The following is an 18,214-nucleotide window of genomic DNA, read 5'->3' as shown; positions in this document are numbered from 1 at the left end:
CAATGACGGGGAGAAAGCCGCGCCGAACCCTCTCTACGCCGCCTTCTTGCTCTCCGCGAGATTGGCGAGCTGCCGCAAGATCTCGGTCGTACCCATCAACCGCTCTTCCGGCGTCTTCCATTGCTGCAGGAACACCACCTTCATATCCGGCCGCACCTTCGCGGCCTGGCCGTGCTGACGGATAAAGGCGACGAGGCGATCCGGCTGGGCAAAGCTGTTGTCGCGGAACGAGATCACCGCGCCCTTCGGACCGGCATCGACTTTCTCGACATTGGCGCGGCGGCAATAGGCCTTGATGGCCGCAACCTTGAAGAGATAGCGGACCTCGTCCGGCAGTACGCCGAAACGGTCGCGCATCTCGGCGGCGAAATTGTCGATCTCTTCGTCGGTATCGAGATCGGCGAGTCGCCGGTATAGCGACAGCCGCACCGAGAGATCGTTGACGTAATCCTCGGGGATTAGCACCGGCATGCCGATGGTGATCTGCGGCGACCAGCGGTCTGCGGCGGGCTCGGCCACGCCGGCCTTGAGGTTGAGGATCGCCTCCTCCAGCATCGATTGATAGAGCTCGAAGCCGACTTCTTTGATGTGGCCGGATTGTTCTTCGCCGAGCAGGTTGCCGGCGCCGCGGATGTCGAGGTCGTGCGAGGCCAACTGGAAGCCCGCGCCCAGCGTTTCTAGCGACTGCAGCACCTTAAGCCGCCGCTCGGCTTGTGCGGTGATCTTCTGTTGCGCCGGCAGCGTGAACAGCGCGTAGGCGCGCAGTTTCGAGCGCCCCACCCGCCCGCGCAACTGATAGAGCTGCGCCAGCCCGAACATATCCGCGCGATGCACGATCAGCGTATTGGCGTTCGGAATATCGAGCCCGGATTCGATGATCGTGGTCGAAAGCAGGATGTCGTATTTGCCGTCATAGAAGGCCGATATGATGTCCTCGATCACGGTCGGCGGCATCTGACCATGCGCAACCGCGACCTTCATCTCCGGCACGTTCTTGTCGAGGAAGTCCTTGACGCCGGCAAGATCCTCGATCCGCGGCACCACATAGAACGCCTGCCCGCCGCGATAGCGTTCGCGCAGCAAGGCTTCGCGGATCATCAGGGGATCGTGCGGCGCCACGAAGGTGCGCACCGCGAGGCGATCGACCGGGGGTGAGGCGATAATCGAAAGATCGCGCACGCCGGTCAGCGCTAGCTGCAGCGTCCGCGGGATTGGCGTGGCGCTCAGCGTCAGGACATGCACCTGCGCCCGCAACTGCTTCAGCTTTTCCTTGTGGCTGACGCCAAAGTGCTGCTCCTCGTCGACGATCAGAAGCCCCAGATCGCGGAACTTGATCGACTTGCCGAGCAGCGCATGGGTGCCGACCACGATATCGACATTGCCTTCGGCCAGCCCCTTCTTGACCTGCGTCAGCTCCTTGGCCGGGATCAGCCGGGACGCCTGCGAGACGTTGACTGGAAAACCTCTGAAGCGTTCGGCAAAATTCTTGCTGTGCTGACGGGCGAGCAGCGTGGTCGGCACGACGACGGCGACCTGCTTGCCTTCGAGCGCGACCGCGAACGCCGCGCGCAACGCCACCTCAGTCTTGCCGAAGCCGACGTCGCCGCAGATCAGCCGGTCCATGGGACGGCCGGTTTCAAGGTCTTTCAGCGTGGATGTGATGGCGCCAAGTTGATCCTCGGTCTCCTCATAGGGGAAGCGCGCACAGAATTCGTCATAGACATGCGGCTGCACCGGCATTTTCGGCGCTTCGTGCAGTTGCCGCTCGGCTGCGATCTTGATCAGTTCGCCGGCGATCTCGCGGATCCGGTTCTTCAGCTTGGCCTTGCGCGCCTGCCAGCCGCCGCCACCCAGCCGGTCCAGTTCGACATTGGCGTGATCGGAGCCGTAGCGCGACAACAGCTCGATGTTCTCGACCGGCAGAAACAGCTTTGTTTCAGCGGCATAATGCAGTTCGAGACAATCATGCGGCGCGCCGCCCACCTCGATCGTCTGCAAGCCGACAAAGCGCCCGATGCCGTGCTCGACATGCACCACGAGATCGCCGGTCGAAAGGCTCGTGACTTCCGAGATGAAATTGTCGAGTTTGCGGCTCGATTTCCGCTGCCGCACCAGGCGGTCGCCGAGGATGTCCTGCTCGCTGATGACGGCGAATTCGTCGGTCTCGAAGCCGCTCTCCATGCCGACTACCGCCAGCATGGCCTCGTTGCGCGGCGTCGCCTGCACGGTGCGCCAGGTGTTGACGCTGGTGATATTGGCGAGCTTGTGATCCCGCAGCATGCTCGCCATGCGGTCGCGGGACCCTTCGCTCCACAGCGCGATCACCACCTTCTTGCGCTGCGCCTGCAATGCCAGCACATGCGCCACGACGGATTCGAACACGTTGACCGAAGTGTCGGCGCGCTCGGGCGTAAAATTGCGGCCTTGCCGCGCGCCGGCGTCGAACAAATCGCCAGTGCCCTCAGGCACGGCAAACGGGGTCAGCCGCGCCACCGCGGCGTCGCTCAGCCGCGTCGTCCACTCCGCTTCCGTCAAATAGAGCCGGTCCGGAGGTAACGGTTTGTAGATCGCTCCCGATCCGGGATGCTCCAGCGCCTCGCGCCGCGCCTCGTAATAGTCCGCGATCTGCTTGAAGCGTTCGCGCGCGGCATCCTCGCCTTGCGGTTCGATCGCGACCGGCGCATCGTCGAGATAATCGAACAGCGTATCCATCCGCTCCTGGAACAGCGGCAGCCAGTGCTCCATGCCAGGATGACGGCGGCCTTCGCTGACGGCCTCATAGAGCGGATCGTCGCGCTCGGGCGCGCCGAACGCCGCGACATAGCCCATGCGAAAGCGGCGGATGGTTTCGGTGACGAGCTGGAATTCCGAGATCGGCACCAGATCGAGCGCGCGCATGTCGAGCAGCGTGCGCTGGGTTTCCGCATCGAAGGTGCGGATCGATTCGAGGGAGTCGCCGAAGAAGTCGAACCGCACCGGCTGATCGAGCCCGGCCGGAAACAAATCGAGGATGCCGCCGCGCACGGCGTATTCGCCGGGCTCGCGCACGGTCGAGGAGCGATTGTAGCCGTTATGCTCCAGCCAGGCCACGATCGAGTCCATCGGCACGACATGGCCGGGCGCAACCGACAGCGCCTGCGCCGCCACCACCTCGCGCGCGGGCACACGCTGCACGATGGCGTTTACTGTCGTCAGCACGATCAGCGGTTTGTCGCTGCCCTGCAGGCGCGATAGCCGCGCCAGCGTCGTCAGCCGTTGCGCCAGGATGCCGCCATGCGGCGACACCCGGTCATAGGGCTGGCAGTCCCAGGCCGGAAACTGCATCACCGGCAGATCGGGCGCAAAGAATTCCAGCGCCCGCGCCAGTTGCTGCATCCGCGGACCATCGCGGCAGACCACGGCAAGGCTGACCGCCGGCGGTTTCGGCTTGGCTGCGACCGCACGCGCGAGGTCGGAGACGACAAGCCCCTCCGCGCCCTCGGCGACATTGGCAAAGGTCAGGGCGCGGCCGGGTGCCAGCAGCGCGGCGGGCGATTTGACGGGCGCCTTCATGCGTCGTGATCCACGGCGCGAAACGCCTTGATGCGCTCGAACAGCGCGGTCGCATATTCCGGATCGAGCGGCTTGTCGCCGGTCAGCGCGGCATAGAGGTCGGGATCGGGCACCTCGATCAGGCGTTCCAACTCGGTCAGTTCGTGATCGCGCATGCCCGATATCTCGGCATCCGCAAAGCGGCCGAGGATGAGGTCCATCTCACGGGTGCCGCGATGCCAGCAGCGAAATAAAAGCCGCTTGCGGCGGTCATCGAGGCCACCGCTCGATCGTGTCGATCCCGTCATTTTCTCTGGTCCCATCCGAACGCCAAAAGCCCGGACGTGCCGGGCTGGGTTGATATAGCGGTCGAGATGACGAATGTCAGCCCCAACAGTTCCGTGAATTACCACTACAGTGTCATTGCCGGGCTTGACCCGGCAATCCATCATCTTTTGAAGAGTGATGGATGCGCGGGTCCCGTCTCCGCCAAGGCTTCACCGGACCACGAGCGCGCTCGGCCGCCGAAGCTTTAGCGAAGGCGGCAAGCCCGCGCATGACGCGCTATGTGCGACGAGAGACCTGATGCGCCCCACCCTGCTCAATCCCTTGTTTGCGCCGGTCACGAGCCTGCCGGGCGTCGGGCCGAAACAGGACAAGCTGCTGCGCTATCTGCTCAGCCGCGACGAGACCCCGCGGTTGGTCGATCTCTTGCTGCATCTGCCGGCCAGCGTGATCGACCGCCGGGCACGGCCGAAGATCCGCGAGGCGGTACCGGGAACCGTGGTGACGCTGGAGATCACCGTAGACCGTCACCGGCCGCCTCCGCCGCGCAATGCCCGCGCGCCCTACCTCGTCTATGCCTCGGATGATACAGGCGACGTGGTGCTGACGTTTTTCCGCGCCAAGCCCGGCTATGTCGAAAAGCTGCTGCCGGTCGGCGAGAAGCGCTACGTGTCCGGCACGCTGCAGATGTATGACGGCATCCCGCAGATCGTGCATCCCGATCGCGTCGTCGACGAAGCCGGATTTGCAAAACTCAGCGGTATCGACCCGGTCTATCCGCTAACGGAAGGACTCGCGCTGGGGTCGCTGCGCCGGGCGATCGCGCAGGCGCTGCAGAAGCTGCCGGAACTGCCCGAATGGATCAGCCCGGAAGTGATCCGCCGCTGCAACTTTCCGCCGATCCGCCAAGCGCTCACCCGCGTGCATGTGCCGGTCGAACTCACGGACATTTTGCCTGACGGCCCGTTCTGGTCACGACTCGCCTTCGACGAGCTGCTTGCCGGCCAACTGGCGCTGGCGCTGGTGCGCGCGCAATTGCGGCGTCCGGCCGGCGACCGCAACGCCGGCGATGGTCACCTGCGCCACAAGATCATCGATGCGCTACCCTACGCGCTCACCGGCTCACAACGCGCAGCGGTCGCGGCCATCACCGAGGATTTGCTCCAGCCGGTGCGGATGTTGCGGTTGCTGCAGGGCGATGTCGGGTCCGGCAAGACAGTGGTGGCGCTGCTCGCCGCGGCCGCCGTCACCGAGGCCGGCAAGCAGGCCGCGCTGATGGCGCCGACCGAAATCCTCGCGCGCCAGCATATCAAGACCATCGCGCCGCTGGCCGAGCGCGCAGGGCTTCGCGTTGCGATCTTGACCGGCCGCGAAAAGGGCAAGGAGCGGCGTGAAATTCTTTCGCAGCTCGAAGCCGGCGAGATCGATTTTCTGGTCGGCACCCACGCGCTGATCCAGGACGACGTGATCTTCAAGGCGCTGGCACTGGCGGTGGTCGACGAGCAGCATCGCTTCGGCGTGCGCGAACGGCTCGCACTCACCAACAAGGGCGAGGCCGTCGACGTGCTGGTCTTGAGCGCAACCCCGATCCCGCGCACGCTGGTACTCACCTATTTCGGCGACATGGACATCTCCGAATTGCGGGAAAAACCGGCCGGCCGCCAGCCGATCGACACCCGCGCCGTTCCGGCCAGCCGCCTCGATGAAGTCGTCGATGCCGTCGGCCGCGCGCTGAAATCAGGCAAGCTGGTTTACTGGATCTGTCCGCTGGTCGAGGAATCTGAGGCCGAGGGCACCGAACATCTCACCAACGCCACCGAGCGTTTCGAGCGACTGCAGAAGCGCTTTGGCGACCGCGTCGGGCTGGTGCATGGGCAGATGAAGGGCCCGGATAAGGATCGCGTGATGGCGCAGTTTGCCGCCCACGAGATCGGGCTCCTGGTCGCCACCACCGTGGTCGAGGTCGGCGTCGACGTCCCGGCCGCAACCATTATGGTGATCGAAAACGCCGAACGCTTCGGGCTCGCGCAGTTACACCAGCTCCGTGGCCGGATCGGTCGCGGGTCGGAGTCCTCGACCTGCCTGTTGCTCTACAAGGAGCCGCTCGGCGAGATGTCGGCGGCGCGGCTGAAGGTGATCCGGGAGACCACCGACGGCTTCAGGATCGCGGAGGAGGATCTAAAACTGCGCGGCGAAGGCGACGTGCTCGGCATCCGCCAGAGCGGCCTGCCCGGCTATCGCATCGCCCGCTCCGACGTGCACGGCCAGCTCATCACGCAGGCGCGCGACGAAGCGCTGCGCATCATGAAGGACAACCCAAAACTCAAGGGCGAGCGCGGTGAAGCGCTGCGCTGTCTGCTCTATCTGTATGAGCGCGATGAAGCGGTGCCGCTGATCGGCGCGGGATAACTCGCAACCGTGGCAATGCGAAGCCGGTAGTGCTCGGCACCCTCGACGATCTTGTCGAGTAGCGCCTCCAGCGCCCAGAATTTCTCGCGGATATCGAAGGTGACGGCGCGGCTTTCGGTAGAGGAGAACGTGCCGAGGCGCTGGTGATAGAGCTTGGCAAGCTTCGGATAGCCCATCGGTTCGGCCATCGCCGACAGCGCGAGGTAGACGGAAAGTTCGTCCGCCAGCGCCGGATGATAGGCATGCTCGGTCATCAGCCACTTGTAGAGATCGGGATGAAAGTTTGTGAATACGCCCGTAAACCCGCGTGAACCGGCTTTCATTGCCTGAAAGGCAATCGCCGCATTGGCATTGACGATGGAAAGCGGCGTGCCTCTGGTCAGCGTCACGCGGCGCTTCACCGTTTCGAGGTCGCAGGACACGTCCTTGAGGATGACGAAGCGGCCGGTGTTGGCGCAGAACGTCAGCTCGTCGTCGGTGAGCAGACGCCGATAGGGCGCCGGGCATTCGTAGAGACCAAGGGGAATCTGCTTCGGCAGCCGATCGAGCAGCCAAGTCAGATCGTCGATGAACCTGCTGCCGCCCTTCCCGCTTGGCGTCGAGCCGGTTGGTGACGAGCACCATGCCGTCAACCCCGGTCGCGGCAATGGCGGTCAGTTCGGCCAATTGGTCGTCCAGGCTTTCGCTGATGTGACCGGACGCGATCACCGGGACACGGCCGGCTGCGGCTTGTCTGACGAAAGCGGCGAGCGCAACCCGTTCGTCGAGCGTAAGAAACTGCATCTCGCTGGACTGGCAGACCGCAAACAGCGCGTCCGAACCATTGTCGATGTACCATTCCACCAGCCGGCCGAGGCCAGGATAGTCGATCTGGCCGCTTTCGGTAAACGGCGTGATCATCACCGGAATGATGCCTTCGATCTTCTTGGTCATGATGTCGGCCTGTCTATCCGTCGCGCGCGCCCTACTCCACCTTCGCCTTCGCGGGAGCCGGCTTCAGCCCGGCAGCCGAATTGGCCACGCGCGCCGCGTTCGCCATGCCGGCCAGCGCGCCGTTGCGCTTCTGCTGATCGGAGCCGGGCTGCACCACGCCGGCCGACATGATCAGCGTCGCGGCGTCCTCGGTGCTCATGTCGACTTCGATGATCTTGCTCTTCGGGACATAGAAAAAGAAACCCGTGGTCGGGTTCGGCGCGCAGGGCAGGAACACCGAGATGTGCTCTTCTTGGCCTGGAAGCTGGCTTGCCACGTTCGCACTCGGCGACTGCGAGATCAAAACGATCGACCACATGCCCGGCGAGGGAAATTCAACCAGGCCGACCTTGCGAAAGCTCGACCCCTTGCCCGAGAACAGCGTCTCGAACACCTGCTTCAGGCCGCGATAGATCGCGCGCACCACGGGCATGCGGCCGAGCAGCCGCTCGCCGAGGTCGACCAGCGTCCGGCCGATCAAATTGGCGGTGAGGAAACCGAGCAGCGTCAGCGCGATCACCGCGACGATCAGCCCCGACCCTGGCAAGCCGAACGGCAGGTAGGTTTCGGGACGGTAGACCGTCGGCACGAACGGCCGAACCAAATTGTCGACCCAGTTCACGAACCACCAGGTCAGATAGAGCGTGATCGCGACCGGCCCTGCGACAATCAGTCCGGTCAGAAAATAGTTCCGGAAACGGGCCATTAGCCCGGCGTGGTGCGCCTCCGGCAGGGGTTCCTCCGGGGACACGGTCGGGGGCAGTTCTTCGGGCTTCATCGTGGTTCCAGGTCGGAGCAGCCGGCTTAGTTCAGCTAAGCCATCCTAGCAGGTTTTTGAAGACCCAGCGTGACAGTCGATTGACTTGACTATTCGACCGTTACCGATTTGGCGAGATTGCGCGGCTGATCCACGTCGGTGCCCATCACCACGGCCGTATGATAGGCCAAGAGCTGCACCGGGATGGCATAGACCATCGGGGTAAACGCCGACGCCATGTCGGGCAGCACGATCGTGACCAGCGAATCGACGGTGGCTTCCGCCGCTCCCTTGGCGTCGGTCATCAGAATGATGTTGCCGCCGCGGGCCGCGACTTCCTGCATGTTGGAGACCGTCTTCTCGAACACCCGGTCGAACGGCGCGATCACCACCACCGGCATGTTCTCGTCGATCAGCGCGATCGGCCCGTGCTTGAGTTCGCCGGCGGCATAGCCCTCGGCGTGAATGTAGGAAATTTCCTTCAGCTTGAGCGCACCTTCCAGCGCCAGCGGATAGCTGGTGCCGCGGCCGAGATAGAGCACGTCCTTCGATTTGGAGATGTCGCGCGCCAGTTTCTCGATCTGAGGTTCAATCGTCAGCGCCGCCGCCATCAGGCGCGGAATCTCGACGAGACCGTGAACGAGCTTGGTCTCGTCTTCGTCAGACAATTCGCCGCGTGCCTTGCCGGCGGCAACCGCCAGCGAGGCCAGCACCATCAATTGACAGGTGAAGGCCTTGGTCGAGGCGACGCCGATTTCGGGACCGGCGAGCGTCTGCAGCACCGTTTCGCTTTCGCGCGCGATCGTCGAAGTCGGCACGTTGACGACCGAGAGGGTGTGGGCGCCTTCCGCCTTGGCATAGCGCAAGGCGGCCAGGGTATCGGCGGTCTCGCCGGACTGCGAAATGAAGATCGCAAGATCGCCCTTGCGCAAGGGCGCTTCGCGGTAGCGGAATTCGGAGGCGATATCGATCTCGACCGGAATGCGCGCCAGCCGTTCGAACCAGTATTTGGCGACATAGCCGGCATAGTTCGCGGTGCCGCAGGCCGTGATCGAAATGCGCTGGATGTCCTTGAAGTCGAACGGCAGCTTGACCGGCAGCATGACGCGCTCGCTCGCCATGTCGACGTAGCGCGCCATCGTGTGGCCGACCACTTCCGGCTGCTCGTGGATTTCCTTGGCCATGAAGTGGCGGTAGTTCGCCTTGTCGACCAGCGAGGTCGAGGCGCTGTGCTTGACCGCCTCGCGCTGCACGATCGCATTGGTCTTGTCGTAGATGACAGCGCCCTTGCGCGTCAGCACCACCCAGTCGCCGTCTTCGAGATAGCTGATCATGTCGGTGAACGGCCCGAGCGCGATCGCGTCCGATCCCAGATACATTTCGCCGTCGCCGTGACCGATCGCCAGCGGCGGGCCGTTGCGGGCGCCGATCATCAGATCGTCGTCGCCGGCGAAGATGAACCCGAGCGCAAACGCGCCGCGCAGTTCCGACAACGCCGCCCTCACCGCCTCGACCGGCTTGATGCCCCTTTGGAGAAAGCTGTCGACGAGGTGAAGAACGATTTCGGTATCGGTTTCGGTCTTGAAGACCGCGCCCTTCTTCTCCAGCGCCTCGCGCAACTCGCGAAAGTTCTCGATGATGCCGTTGTGGACCACGGCGACGCGATCGGTCGCGTGCGGGTGCGCATTGTTCTCGGTCGGCTTGCCGTGCGTCGCCCAGCGGGTGTGCCCGATTCCGGTGTGCCCCTTCAGCGGTTCCGCATCCAGCCGCTTTTCGAGGTTCTTCAGCTTGCCCTCGGCGCGGCGTCGCGCGAGGTGATCGCCTTCCAGCGTGGCGACGCCTGCGGAATCATAGCCGCGATATTCAAGCCGTTTGAGTGAGTCTACCAGAAGCTCCGCGACCGGAGCGCGCCCGAGAATGCCGACAATGCCGCACATGCGGTTCAATTTCCCCAAATCGACGAATAGCGTCGCAACCCGCGAGTCTCTTAATGGCAATGGTAGGCCGACAGATACTCAATAATTATTGCGGATTGAGACAGTCTTAAGCGGAAAGCTTAACGGCCGCCACCCTCGATTACCCTGTCACATCCGCCATGCCAACGGAATACGGGTCCGCGATCTCGCGGCATGAACTGCCCGAGGCTTGGCCTTGGTTCCCCCCGAGAAGGAGGGAGCAGGGAATGCCGGGTGCTTGCTGCACCCGCGGTCTCGTGTGCAATAAGCGCTAAAAGATGCGCACACGAGCATACAGGTACAGCCGAGGCACTCCGGCATTCCCTGCGCAATGGCTTTACGGCTTATTTCGCGCTCTCCCTGGAGACGAATTCCTCTTGCCTCCATCGCTGCCGGATTAAAGGCTTGTCGAATCCGGTTGGGCTCGACGCGCCTCCGTCAGCTTGACATCAGCCACGGATGCCAGGACCACACGACTTCGCCGTACGCAGCGCCTCCACCTTCACTCCGATCGGCGAGGTGCCGATTGAGGCTCTGGCGAAGGCCTTGACACGCCGGTCGTCTGCGCAAACGTTGGAACACTCACGGGAGAGCCCGCCCTGCGACCACGATCGCGCCCGACGCCGCTGCGTCCACCGCATCCAACCCCGCGTCCGTGACGATCGCGATACGCCCCTCGTGCCGGGGTGGACGGCGGAATTGATAGCGGTGATTTGGCCGGCAATGGAAGCTGAATATTTTTGATTCCGGGACTTGACACGATTTCTGAAAATCCGAATTGATTTGCCCTCATCCCGTTTTGTGACGCGGCCACCGCTGCAATTTGTGCAATGTCACCGTAGTCCTCGGTAATTTCCCCGCTTGCTCTCGCCGTCAGGTTGCGGAACTATTTGATCGGAAAATTGGTATGGGTGGCGATGGCTCTGGGCGACCACGAATTTGGCGGCATATCCACAGACCTTAAATTGTCCCTGGTCGGTGAGTATCTGCACAAGTTTACCACGGCCTTGCGGTCTCAATTCGAGAACCTTTGGTATGTTGACGCCTTTGCAGGCACCGGAGAGAGAACAATTATCGTGCCCGGTCGGGCTGCCGATATGCTGGGCCCCGAGATTGATGCACGCGTGGAGCGCCGAGCCGGGTCAGCAAAAATTGCGATTGACGTCACGCCGGCTTTCGACCGACTGATATTTATGGATAAGAGGCCGAAGCACGTTGCGGCGCTAAACGAATTGCGAGCCGCAAATCAATCTCGAAATATTTCTGTAGTTGCCGGTGATGCCAACGAAGAAATCTTGAAACTTTTAACGCAGCAAAAAAGCTGGGCCGGAACACGGGCTGTGATGTTTCTCGACCCTTACGGCATGTCGGTTGATTGGCGAACTTTAGAGGCGATTAGGGCGACGGAAGCAATCGACATTTGGTATTTGGTTTCGCTTTCGGGGCTGTTCCGTCAAGCAACTCGCGATGCTGAAAATTTGGACCCTTCAAAGCGTGGTGCGCTTACTAGAATGATCGGAACGCCAGATTGGGAGAAAGACTGGTACGAGATGAGCCAGCGGATCAACCTTTTCGGCGAAACAGACGAGCGTTTCGCACGCACGGCGGAAGTCGATGACATGGAGAAGTATTTCGGCGTGCGGTTGAAGGCACTGTTTCCAGCCGTCCTACCCCCGTTGCGCCTGAATGACGACAGAGGCATTCCGCAGTTTGCGCTCTTCTTCGCGATTTCAAATCCCAAGACGGCCGCTATCGGTCTAGCGTCGCGGATCGCGCGTCACATTCTCAAGTCCGGCATCTCGTCGAAAGTGCGCCCATGAAGGGTGCGGCCTGTCGCTTTTTTGTTTTTCCCGCCCCACTGCTTGAAGAAGAACGCCGTCCCCGAGCGGCGGCACATCGCCTCGATTTCATCGACCCACTCCGGTTTCATCTCCCGAGCGCGCGGACCACTTTCTCCGCCCACGATAGCCCAGTGAATGCCGGTCAGGTCGCCGGCAGACACGGACCCGATCAAAGGCTCAAGCGAAACAAACCTGACCGCCGCTGGCACCCGGCGGATTGCGTCTAACCGGTGGAGCACGCGACTATCTTCGACGCTGGTACCGAGCCAGACGTTCGGGAGAATTTCAAAACGGGCCGCAGTCAGGACTTCGGCCATCCTCTCGGGTCGCTTTGTAAGGATTTGGTACGTATGGCGTGGGGTTTCCTTCATCACCGCCCAAACCTGCGCAATGAATTTCACGGGCACGTCGTCATGAAAGAGGTCTGACATGGAATTGACGAAGACCTTGCGCGGTTTAGACCACGTCTTCGGCGCGTCAAGCGACGCGTAGTCCAGCCTTATCTTGCCTGTCCAAACGGCTCTCTTTCCGCTTTTCCTGGTGAGGCCGCGATACTTCTTGGCGCCCATGGCGTCGAGCCGTGCCGCCATACGCATGGCATAGCAGTTTGTGCAGCCAGCCGTCAGGACAGTACATCCCGCTACTGGGTTCCACGTCGCGTCCGTCCATTCGATGGATGTTTCGGCCATGACTCCCTCTCAAGCCTTCATAAAACAATCTCAAGAAAGTGGTTAGATTTAGTTATGGCTCTCTGGTCGCCCTGACGCGCCTGCCGGTATGTGCAGCCATGCTCCGACGTCGTGATTGCACGGCCCCGGGGACCACCGGGGCCGTGCAAAGACGCATCAGCGGGGTCGGACTTTGGCGGCGGTGATGCTCATCGGGTTTTCATCGCCGCGCAGAACTGATCCGTGACCGCCGTCGTTTCCTCGGTGACGTTCCAGCCGTTCGTCTCGGCGTTTTCCTTGGCCAACTTTTGCTCGGCCTGAAGCATCTTTTTGATTTGCGCGTACGGTTTCCAGTCGGCCTTGGACAGCTTGACGGGGGGCGCACCGCAGACGTTGTGGGCGATCGCCTTCTGCACACTCGTGCTGACGTCGCTCATGTGGCCCTCGACCACGGCGGTGAAGCGCGCCTTGGCGTACTGGCTGTTGGCCGCGATGAAGTCCCTGCAGAAGGCGACCCGCTGACCTCCGTCGCGGGCTTTGATGTAGGCCGTCTGTGTTTCGTAATGGACGCGGTAGGCGAGTTTATTGGCGTTCGGGTCGGATTTTGCCGCTTCGAGCATGGCACGGTGATCACCTAAGGTGGCGTCATTGATCCTGATGTCACATACTTTGGCGAGGGAGACGACCGGAACGTAGGCCCGCACCTTGGCTTCCAAGGCATCGTTGGCGTGCACAACTGGTGCGAACAGGCTGGCGGCGATTGCGAATGCAGCGAGGCAGCGTTTCATTGTCGACGCCCTCCACAAGCGGTTCGTGAGCGCGGTGGCCCAGCCGAGGAGTGTCCAGCCTAAGGCGAATTCTTTGGGCGGCCGTCGAGCGCCCCATCTTGATCTGGATCATGCCGCTCCGCATCCGAACCGGAACCACAGTGCACTTAATGCACCACGCCAGCAACCTTCGGTTGGATTGAGTGCACTGTACCATAATTGTCGTTGAATTTACCATGATAGCTTGCCAGACCCGCAGCCGATGATCTTTGCCAGAGGAACCCCGCGATGACCATCACCATCACCGCCTTTGAATGTTCGCCCGACGGCGGCAAGGGGCTGGCGCGTGACACGCGCGTTCGCTGGGCGCTTGAAGAAGTGGGCCAACCTTACGAGGTTCGCCTTGTTTCGTTCCGTGCGATGAAGGAGCCCGCGCATCTGGCGCTTCATCCCTTCGGCCAGATTCCGACTTATGAAGAAGGCGATCTCGCCCTGTTCGAGACAGGGGCGATCGTCCTCCATATCGCCGAGCGCCATGCGGGCCTGCTGCCGGACGATGCCAATGCGCGGGCGCGCGCGATCACATGGATGTTCGCCGCGGTCAACACAGTGGAGCCGCCGATCCTTGAACTTGCAACCGCCAGGCTCCTTGAGGGCGACAAGCCTTGGAACAAGGAGCGCATGCCTCTTGTCGAGGATCGTGTGCGCAGCCGGCTGAACCAACTTTCCGCTCGCCTGGGCGACGCCGACTGGCTCGACGGTGCGTTCAGCGCGGGCGACCTGATGATGGTGTCGGTGCTGCTCAGGCTGAGATCATCGGGCATTCTGGACGAATACCCAAACCTGGCAGCCTATCTCGCCCGCGGTGAAACGTGGCCTGCCTACAAACAGGCTTTCGTCGCTCAATTGGCGGTCAACACCGGCAACCCGCCGACCGGCTGATGAGGTCCGTTCTGGGCTCGAAGTCGTCATCCGAGTTTTTCGTTCAGTGTATGGGTCCTGATCCTGGCTCCCACAGCGAGAACGACAAGTTAAATGCATTCAATTGACGCGCGCGGGTCGGGCTCTACACCTAAAGCCCCCGGCTCTGCCGGGGGATACGTACCCAGCTCAACGCTGGAAAGCATTGCCACACCACGACCCCTATGTACCAAGGATCGCAAACTGATATAGTGCAACCGGTTATCGCCTACATGATTCAACACCACGGATACGCGTTCATGCATTGCAATGGCCGGGTGGTCCGCGAGCAAAGTCGCAAATGAGGTAATTGCATGCGCACTTGTCGCGCCGTATTCATGTCGCTCTTTGCCGTGCTGGCACACGGGATAATTTCGGAAGCGTATGCCCAGTCATTACCAACGCCAGAGCAATTCAATGCGAGCCTAAAGGAGTGCGCCGCTCGCAAGGACATTAAATTGAGCGAAGATACGCTGAATTCGATCATGAAGGTCTATAGCAGCGAAACGGCGCGACCTGTTCTGACCCGCTCTTCGGAATTTTTGACGTTAGTGCCTGAGAGCGATCGTTTGGAGGCTTACCGCTTACATAGCGATTGTATCGCTACAATTTTGCCGGAACTCGCGCCACCGGTAACGGTCACTTACAGAATCTGCGCCGGTGAGTATCAACGTTCCTGTCAACCACACGACGTGTACCTCTACTGCTATCAAAGCGCCGCGGATTGGGCAAAGTCGCGGTGCTCCTCCTATAAGGTGCAAAGGCTGAGCACCTACGGCGGAAACAAATGCGGATACTCTCTTGATGCAGTGATATGCACGGGGCCGAAGTAGGGACCTGCTCATGAGTTAGGACTTGGCTCTTGATGAAAAGTCTCATCATGGGAAATTTTGATCCTGGTCCGGCGTTCGCGCTCCTTGCGTCGATTCTGTTTCTGAGCTCGCCAGTGGAGGCCCAAAGCCTCCCGCCTGCTGAGCAATTTGATCAACAGACTAGGAGCTGCGCGGCCGAAAAGCGGATTGCCGTACCGGATGAATTTATTGCTTCGGTTAGCGGAGTATACAAGGCCGTACTTCCTCACGGGGCGCCCTCCTTTGCTAGTTGGGACCAGTTTTCAGCGCTGTTCTCTGATCGAATTGGTCCCGAAGGACGCCTCCTATATTCCGAATGTATTGCTCGCTTGATCACTGCACGGGCATTTAATAGCGTCCTGCGGCCACGCGTGTGTATTCAACAGTACGATCTTAGTGGAACGCCTGGTGGCGCTGAGGTCATAATCGGACTTGATTGCGACGGAATAACTGAGCGCGTAGGTCCGGTGCAAGTAGCTCCGCTCTTCGTATGCGGCCGCCTCAAGTCGTATGAAATTCAGTACGACCAAAAAAATGGTCAGCCCGTTTCGTTACGGGTTATTGTGAGTGTGGGATGCGTCGCAGATCGCCCCCCTAGCGAGCAGGGATGCGTCAAAGATCGTGGTTCATGCTTCGCGATAAAGTACAAAACATCCAATTGACGAGCATATTTTCTACCTAGCCTTGATCGTCCCCGCTACTTTGCTCTTTGGTGTATGACCGAAGAAAGTTTGAGAAGCTTCGATAAAGCGGTTCAAAATGGTAATAACAACTGAAGTGCTGAACCCCAGAACGAAAGGCAGTATCAGAGCCAGCCCCTCACTGACGTTGAGACTGGTGTTTTCTTTGATAAGCAGCACGTTCTGGAGGAACTTCATAAAGCCGTCGTGGGCGAAGGGGGCTGCGAGCACTAAGGCAAATGTTGATCCGAGCGCTATGCGCAAACTGATCAGCCTCGTGTTGAGAAGATCGAAAGTGATATCTTCTTGAACCAGGAGTGCATTCATGCCGATGAATGCGATCGAACCGATCGCGCCCATTGACATGAGCCAAACTAAATAGAAAGGCATTGCCGCGATCTTGTATTTCGTGGCGTCAATCGAACCAGAATAGAACTGGGGAATAAGTACGCAGGCCATTAACGCGGCCAGTGCAAGCATAGCAAAGAGAAGGGGTAGATGCGCAACGCGTGAGGGAATATGCCCAAGCAGGAATCGTCTTCTCTGTACTTCGGTCAGCGGTTGAAATAGCAGACGATTGCATTTTATCAGGGCCGCCCATTCATCGGCGCTCGGCGATCGACCTTCGGAGTGATAAACTAACGTAAACAGCGTACCAATCGCTGTGGTTTCAGTGTCTGGCAGAGGAAGGGCGATGCCCTCTTGGCTCAGAAAGTATGAGAGCGACTTTAAGCGGGTAACTTGTTGAACAAATTGCGCGTCGCTAATGCCGACCGACGGGGCGCTCCCGTCGCCAGACTGTTCAAATGGCACTACACTTGATACTTGGCCAGCCATCTGGTCTTGGCCCCCTAGCCGATCTACCCATGTAAGCATGGCTTCTTGCAGAAGACAATATAGGCCCGAGGTCGGGTTTTCTCCTTACCGGCCAAAAGTTCTTGGCAGGCAGCGCGTGGGAGATCGCCGCCAGATTGGACAGAACGATATGGCGTTCAGAGGAGCGTCGGCACTACCCTCAAGAACGGAATTACGGTGACAGACAGTGCATTCAATTGATCGGAAATGCGCTATGCGCCGTAGTCTCAAGAGTTAAATGCACTGTCACCGCAATTCTCGTGTTCAGTTTGATTTTCAGAAAGGCCACCTTGTTCAGCCCTCCGTATTCACAAAGCACCGCTCGGCCAGAGCGGCAGAACTTCCGAAGCGCCACGCTTTTCTTTAGCGGTGTTTTGGCGAACGCCCCTATCTGAAGCAAGCGAACGACAATCATCGATCGTGATCTAGCGCCCTCACACATCACTGTGTGACCGTGGCTCCCTTCGCAGGCTTCTTGGACTTCGCCTTCTTGCGCGGCCTCACCTCCACCGAAGCAAGGCCAAACTTTCTTCGCGCCTTACTATCGGTTTCGAAAACGACCTCGTTAAGTAGCTTCAGTCCATTGAACAAATCATCGACCTCTAGCTTTCGACAGTCTCCAACATTGAATTTGGCATTCCTGACTGATCGCAGATAGCGCTCATCAACAAACCCTCGATTGTGAGCGATGATGTTTCGGGTCGAGATTAGCTCTACGATTGAGTCGCGCTTTGATGGCGCGACTTTGATTTCAATTCCTCGTTCTGCGCACCATTTTTGAAGTTCGGCGAAGCCATCATATGAGAGGGTGTTAACTCTCCGCTCGATCACATCATGCACTAAGCCTTCGATGCTGTCGTGCTTTAGAACATCCTCAAGCGTCATGGTTTGAAGCCTGGTGCTAAGCATGGTTGGCTTGGAGCGGAGAATTTCTCGGATCAGGTCAACAAGGTACTTTTGGAAATTATCAACCAGGCGAGCAATGAACATTTCAAGCAGAGCTTGACTGTTTTGTCTTAGAAATTGAGTCCGCCTGCCAGGGGCAGATTGCGCTAGCTCACCAGGCTCCTTCTCCTTTAGTTCCACCCCGTCAAGTGCCTGGCGCGCGACGTGTGCGATATAGTCACTGGAAACTACCGTATCGCAGATGAAGCTGAAAAATCGCAGGTCGGTTATGGATGCGCTTGAATATGCATGTAGGGCGCTCGTGCCTCGCGTGGGCGGCGGAGAGAATGCTTCGTCCTTGTCCTGCCCTGTCACTAGTCCGTTTGCCACATTGCCCGCCCAAGGTTGCGCAAACCATGTTAGCGGGCAACATTGAGTCTGGAAATTCCTATGATCGTTTAGGGTTCGGTTCAAACGGAACGAGTGCGCGCCCGTACTCTACCGGATAGACAGTCCCGAAATTCGCGTCAGAATAGCCGCATTGCAGCGGCGCGGCATTCAGTTCACCTAGTGTTTGCGTTTCGCCCGGCAGTCCGAAATGGCTGCCGGGCTTTTACATGACCTAATCGTTAGGCTTCTCCAGAGCCGCTTCCAATTCTGTGACGATGTCGTGCAGGAGCCCAATTGCAAGCGGGTCAGTGACCTCGCGCTCCATCACGCGGAAGCGCATCACCCGCTCTTCAAGCTCACGCTGTTCCCTGTCGTCGTCCATGACGCGCTCCGCACTTGAAGCATGAC

The 18,214-nt window shown here is 60.1% G+C and carries 12 protein-coding genes and 1 pseudogene; 3 read left to right on the top strand and 10 right to left on the bottom strand.

From position 1 onward, the window contains the following. Positions 1 to 33 precede the first annotated feature (33 nt). Both mfd and V1277_RS31170 read right to left on the bottom strand, forming a co-directional pair. A complete protein-coding gene (gene mfd / locus V1277_RS31175) occupies positions 34 to 3,552 on the bottom strand; it encodes a transcription-repair coupling factor (protein ID WP_334419557.1) in 3,519 nt (1,172 codons plus the stop codon). Next, positions 3,549 to 3,839: an FAD assembly factor SdhE gene (locus tag V1277_RS31170; protein ID WP_334419555.1), complete on the bottom strand. Its 291-nt coding sequence runs from the start codon at positions 3,837 to 3,839 to the stop codon at positions 3,549 to 3,551. The genes mfd and V1277_RS31170 overlap by 4 nt, the downstream gene beginning before the upstream one ends. 277 nt (positions 3,840 to 4,116) lie before the next feature. Here V1277_RS31170 and recG point away from each other — a divergent pair, with 277 nt between their 5' ends. After that, positions 4,117 to 6,225, top strand: a complete 2,109-nt coding sequence (recG, locus tag V1277_RS31165; protein WP_334419554.1) for an ATP-dependent DNA helicase RecG — start codon at positions 4,117 to 4,119, stop codon at positions 6,223 to 6,225. On the opposite strand, the pseudogene V1277_RS31160 reads toward recG, so the two are convergent. The 3 genes and pseudogenes from V1277_RS31160 to glmS all read right to left on the bottom strand — a co-directional run bounded on the left by V1277_RS31160 (position 6,177) and on the right by glmS (position 9,891). Further along, positions 6,177 to 7,158: pseudogene (locus V1277_RS31160) on the bottom strand (dihydrodipicolinate synthase family protein). The gene recG and the pseudogene V1277_RS31160 overlap by 49 nt on opposite strands. A gap of 31 nt (positions 7,159 to 7,189) precedes the next feature. Continuing rightward, positions 7,190 to 7,975: a DUF502 domain-containing protein gene (locus tag V1277_RS31155; RefSeq protein WP_334419553.1), complete on the bottom strand. Its 786-nt coding sequence runs from the start codon at positions 7,973 to 7,975 to the stop codon at positions 7,190 to 7,192. Positions 7,976 to 8,064: 89 nt separating this feature from the next. Then, positions 8,065 to 9,891 carry a glutamine--fructose-6-phosphate transaminase (isomerizing) gene (glmS, locus tag V1277_RS31150; protein ID WP_334419552.1) on the bottom strand — a complete coding sequence of 609 codons (1,827 nt, stop codon included), beginning with the start codon at positions 9,889 to 9,891 and terminating at the stop codon, positions 8,065 to 8,067. A 935-nt stretch (positions 9,892 to 10,826) separates the two neighbouring features. Between glmS and tcmP the strand changes: the two genes are divergently transcribed. Next, positions 10,827 to 11,729 carry a three-Cys-motif partner protein TcmP gene (tcmP, locus tag V1277_RS31145; RefSeq protein ID WP_334420500.1) on the top strand — a complete coding sequence of 301 codons (903 nt, stop codon included), beginning with the start codon at positions 10,827 to 10,829 and terminating at the stop codon, positions 11,727 to 11,729. Here tcmP and V1277_RS31140 read toward each other — a convergent pair. Together V1277_RS31140 and V1277_RS31135 are read right to left on the bottom strand one after the other, a co-directional pair. Continuing rightward, positions 11,687 to 12,439 carry a DUF5131 family protein gene (locus V1277_RS31140; RefSeq protein WP_334419550.1) on the bottom strand — a complete coding sequence of 251 codons (753 nt, stop codon included), beginning with the start codon at positions 12,437 to 12,439 and terminating at the stop codon, positions 11,687 to 11,689. The genes tcmP and V1277_RS31140 overlap by 43 nt on opposite strands. A gap of 188 nt (positions 12,440 to 12,627) precedes the next feature. Further along, on the bottom strand, positions 12,628 to 13,206 hold the full coding sequence (locus V1277_RS31135; RefSeq protein ID WP_334419549.1) for a hypothetical protein: 579 nt from the start codon (positions 13,204 to 13,206) through the stop codon (positions 12,628 to 12,630). Between the two features lie 267 nt (positions 13,207 to 13,473). On the opposite strand from V1277_RS31135, the gene V1277_RS31130 reads away from it, so the two are divergent. Beyond that, positions 13,474 to 14,127: a glutathione S-transferase family protein gene (locus V1277_RS31130; protein ID WP_334419547.1), complete on the top strand. Its 654-nt coding sequence runs from the start codon at positions 13,474 to 13,476 to the stop codon at positions 14,125 to 14,127. A gap of 1,543 nt (positions 14,128 to 15,670) precedes the next feature. Here V1277_RS31130 and V1277_RS31125 read toward each other — a convergent pair. The 3 genes from V1277_RS31125 to V1277_RS31115 all read right to left on the bottom strand — a co-directional run bounded on the left by V1277_RS31125 (position 15,671) and on the right by V1277_RS31115 (position 18,188). Then, entirely contained in the window at positions 15,671 to 16,513 is an 843-nt protein-coding gene (locus V1277_RS31125) for a hypothetical protein (protein ID WP_334419546.1), read from the bottom strand. 459 nt (positions 16,514 to 16,972) lie between these two features. Next, positions 16,973 to 17,791 carry a hypothetical protein gene (locus tag V1277_RS31120; RefSeq protein ID WP_334419544.1) on the bottom strand — a complete coding sequence of 273 codons (819 nt, stop codon included), beginning with the start codon at positions 17,789 to 17,791 and terminating at the stop codon, positions 16,973 to 16,975. A 247-nt stretch (positions 17,792 to 18,038) separates the two neighbouring features. After that, on the bottom strand, positions 18,039 to 18,188 hold the full coding sequence (locus V1277_RS31115) for a hypothetical protein (RefSeq protein WP_334419542.1): 150 nt from the start codon (positions 18,186 to 18,188) through the stop codon (positions 18,039 to 18,041). Positions 18,189 to 18,214 lie beyond the last annotated feature (26 nt).

Origin of the sequence: Bradyrhizobium sp. AZCC 1588, assembly GCF_036924735.1 — a bacterium.
Lineage (GTDB): Bacteria > Pseudomonadota > Alphaproteobacteria > Rhizobiales > Xanthobacteraceae > Bradyrhizobium.
The sequence above is the reverse complement of the archived record's forward strand: the minus strand, read 5'-3'. Positions and strand labels throughout refer to the sequence as shown.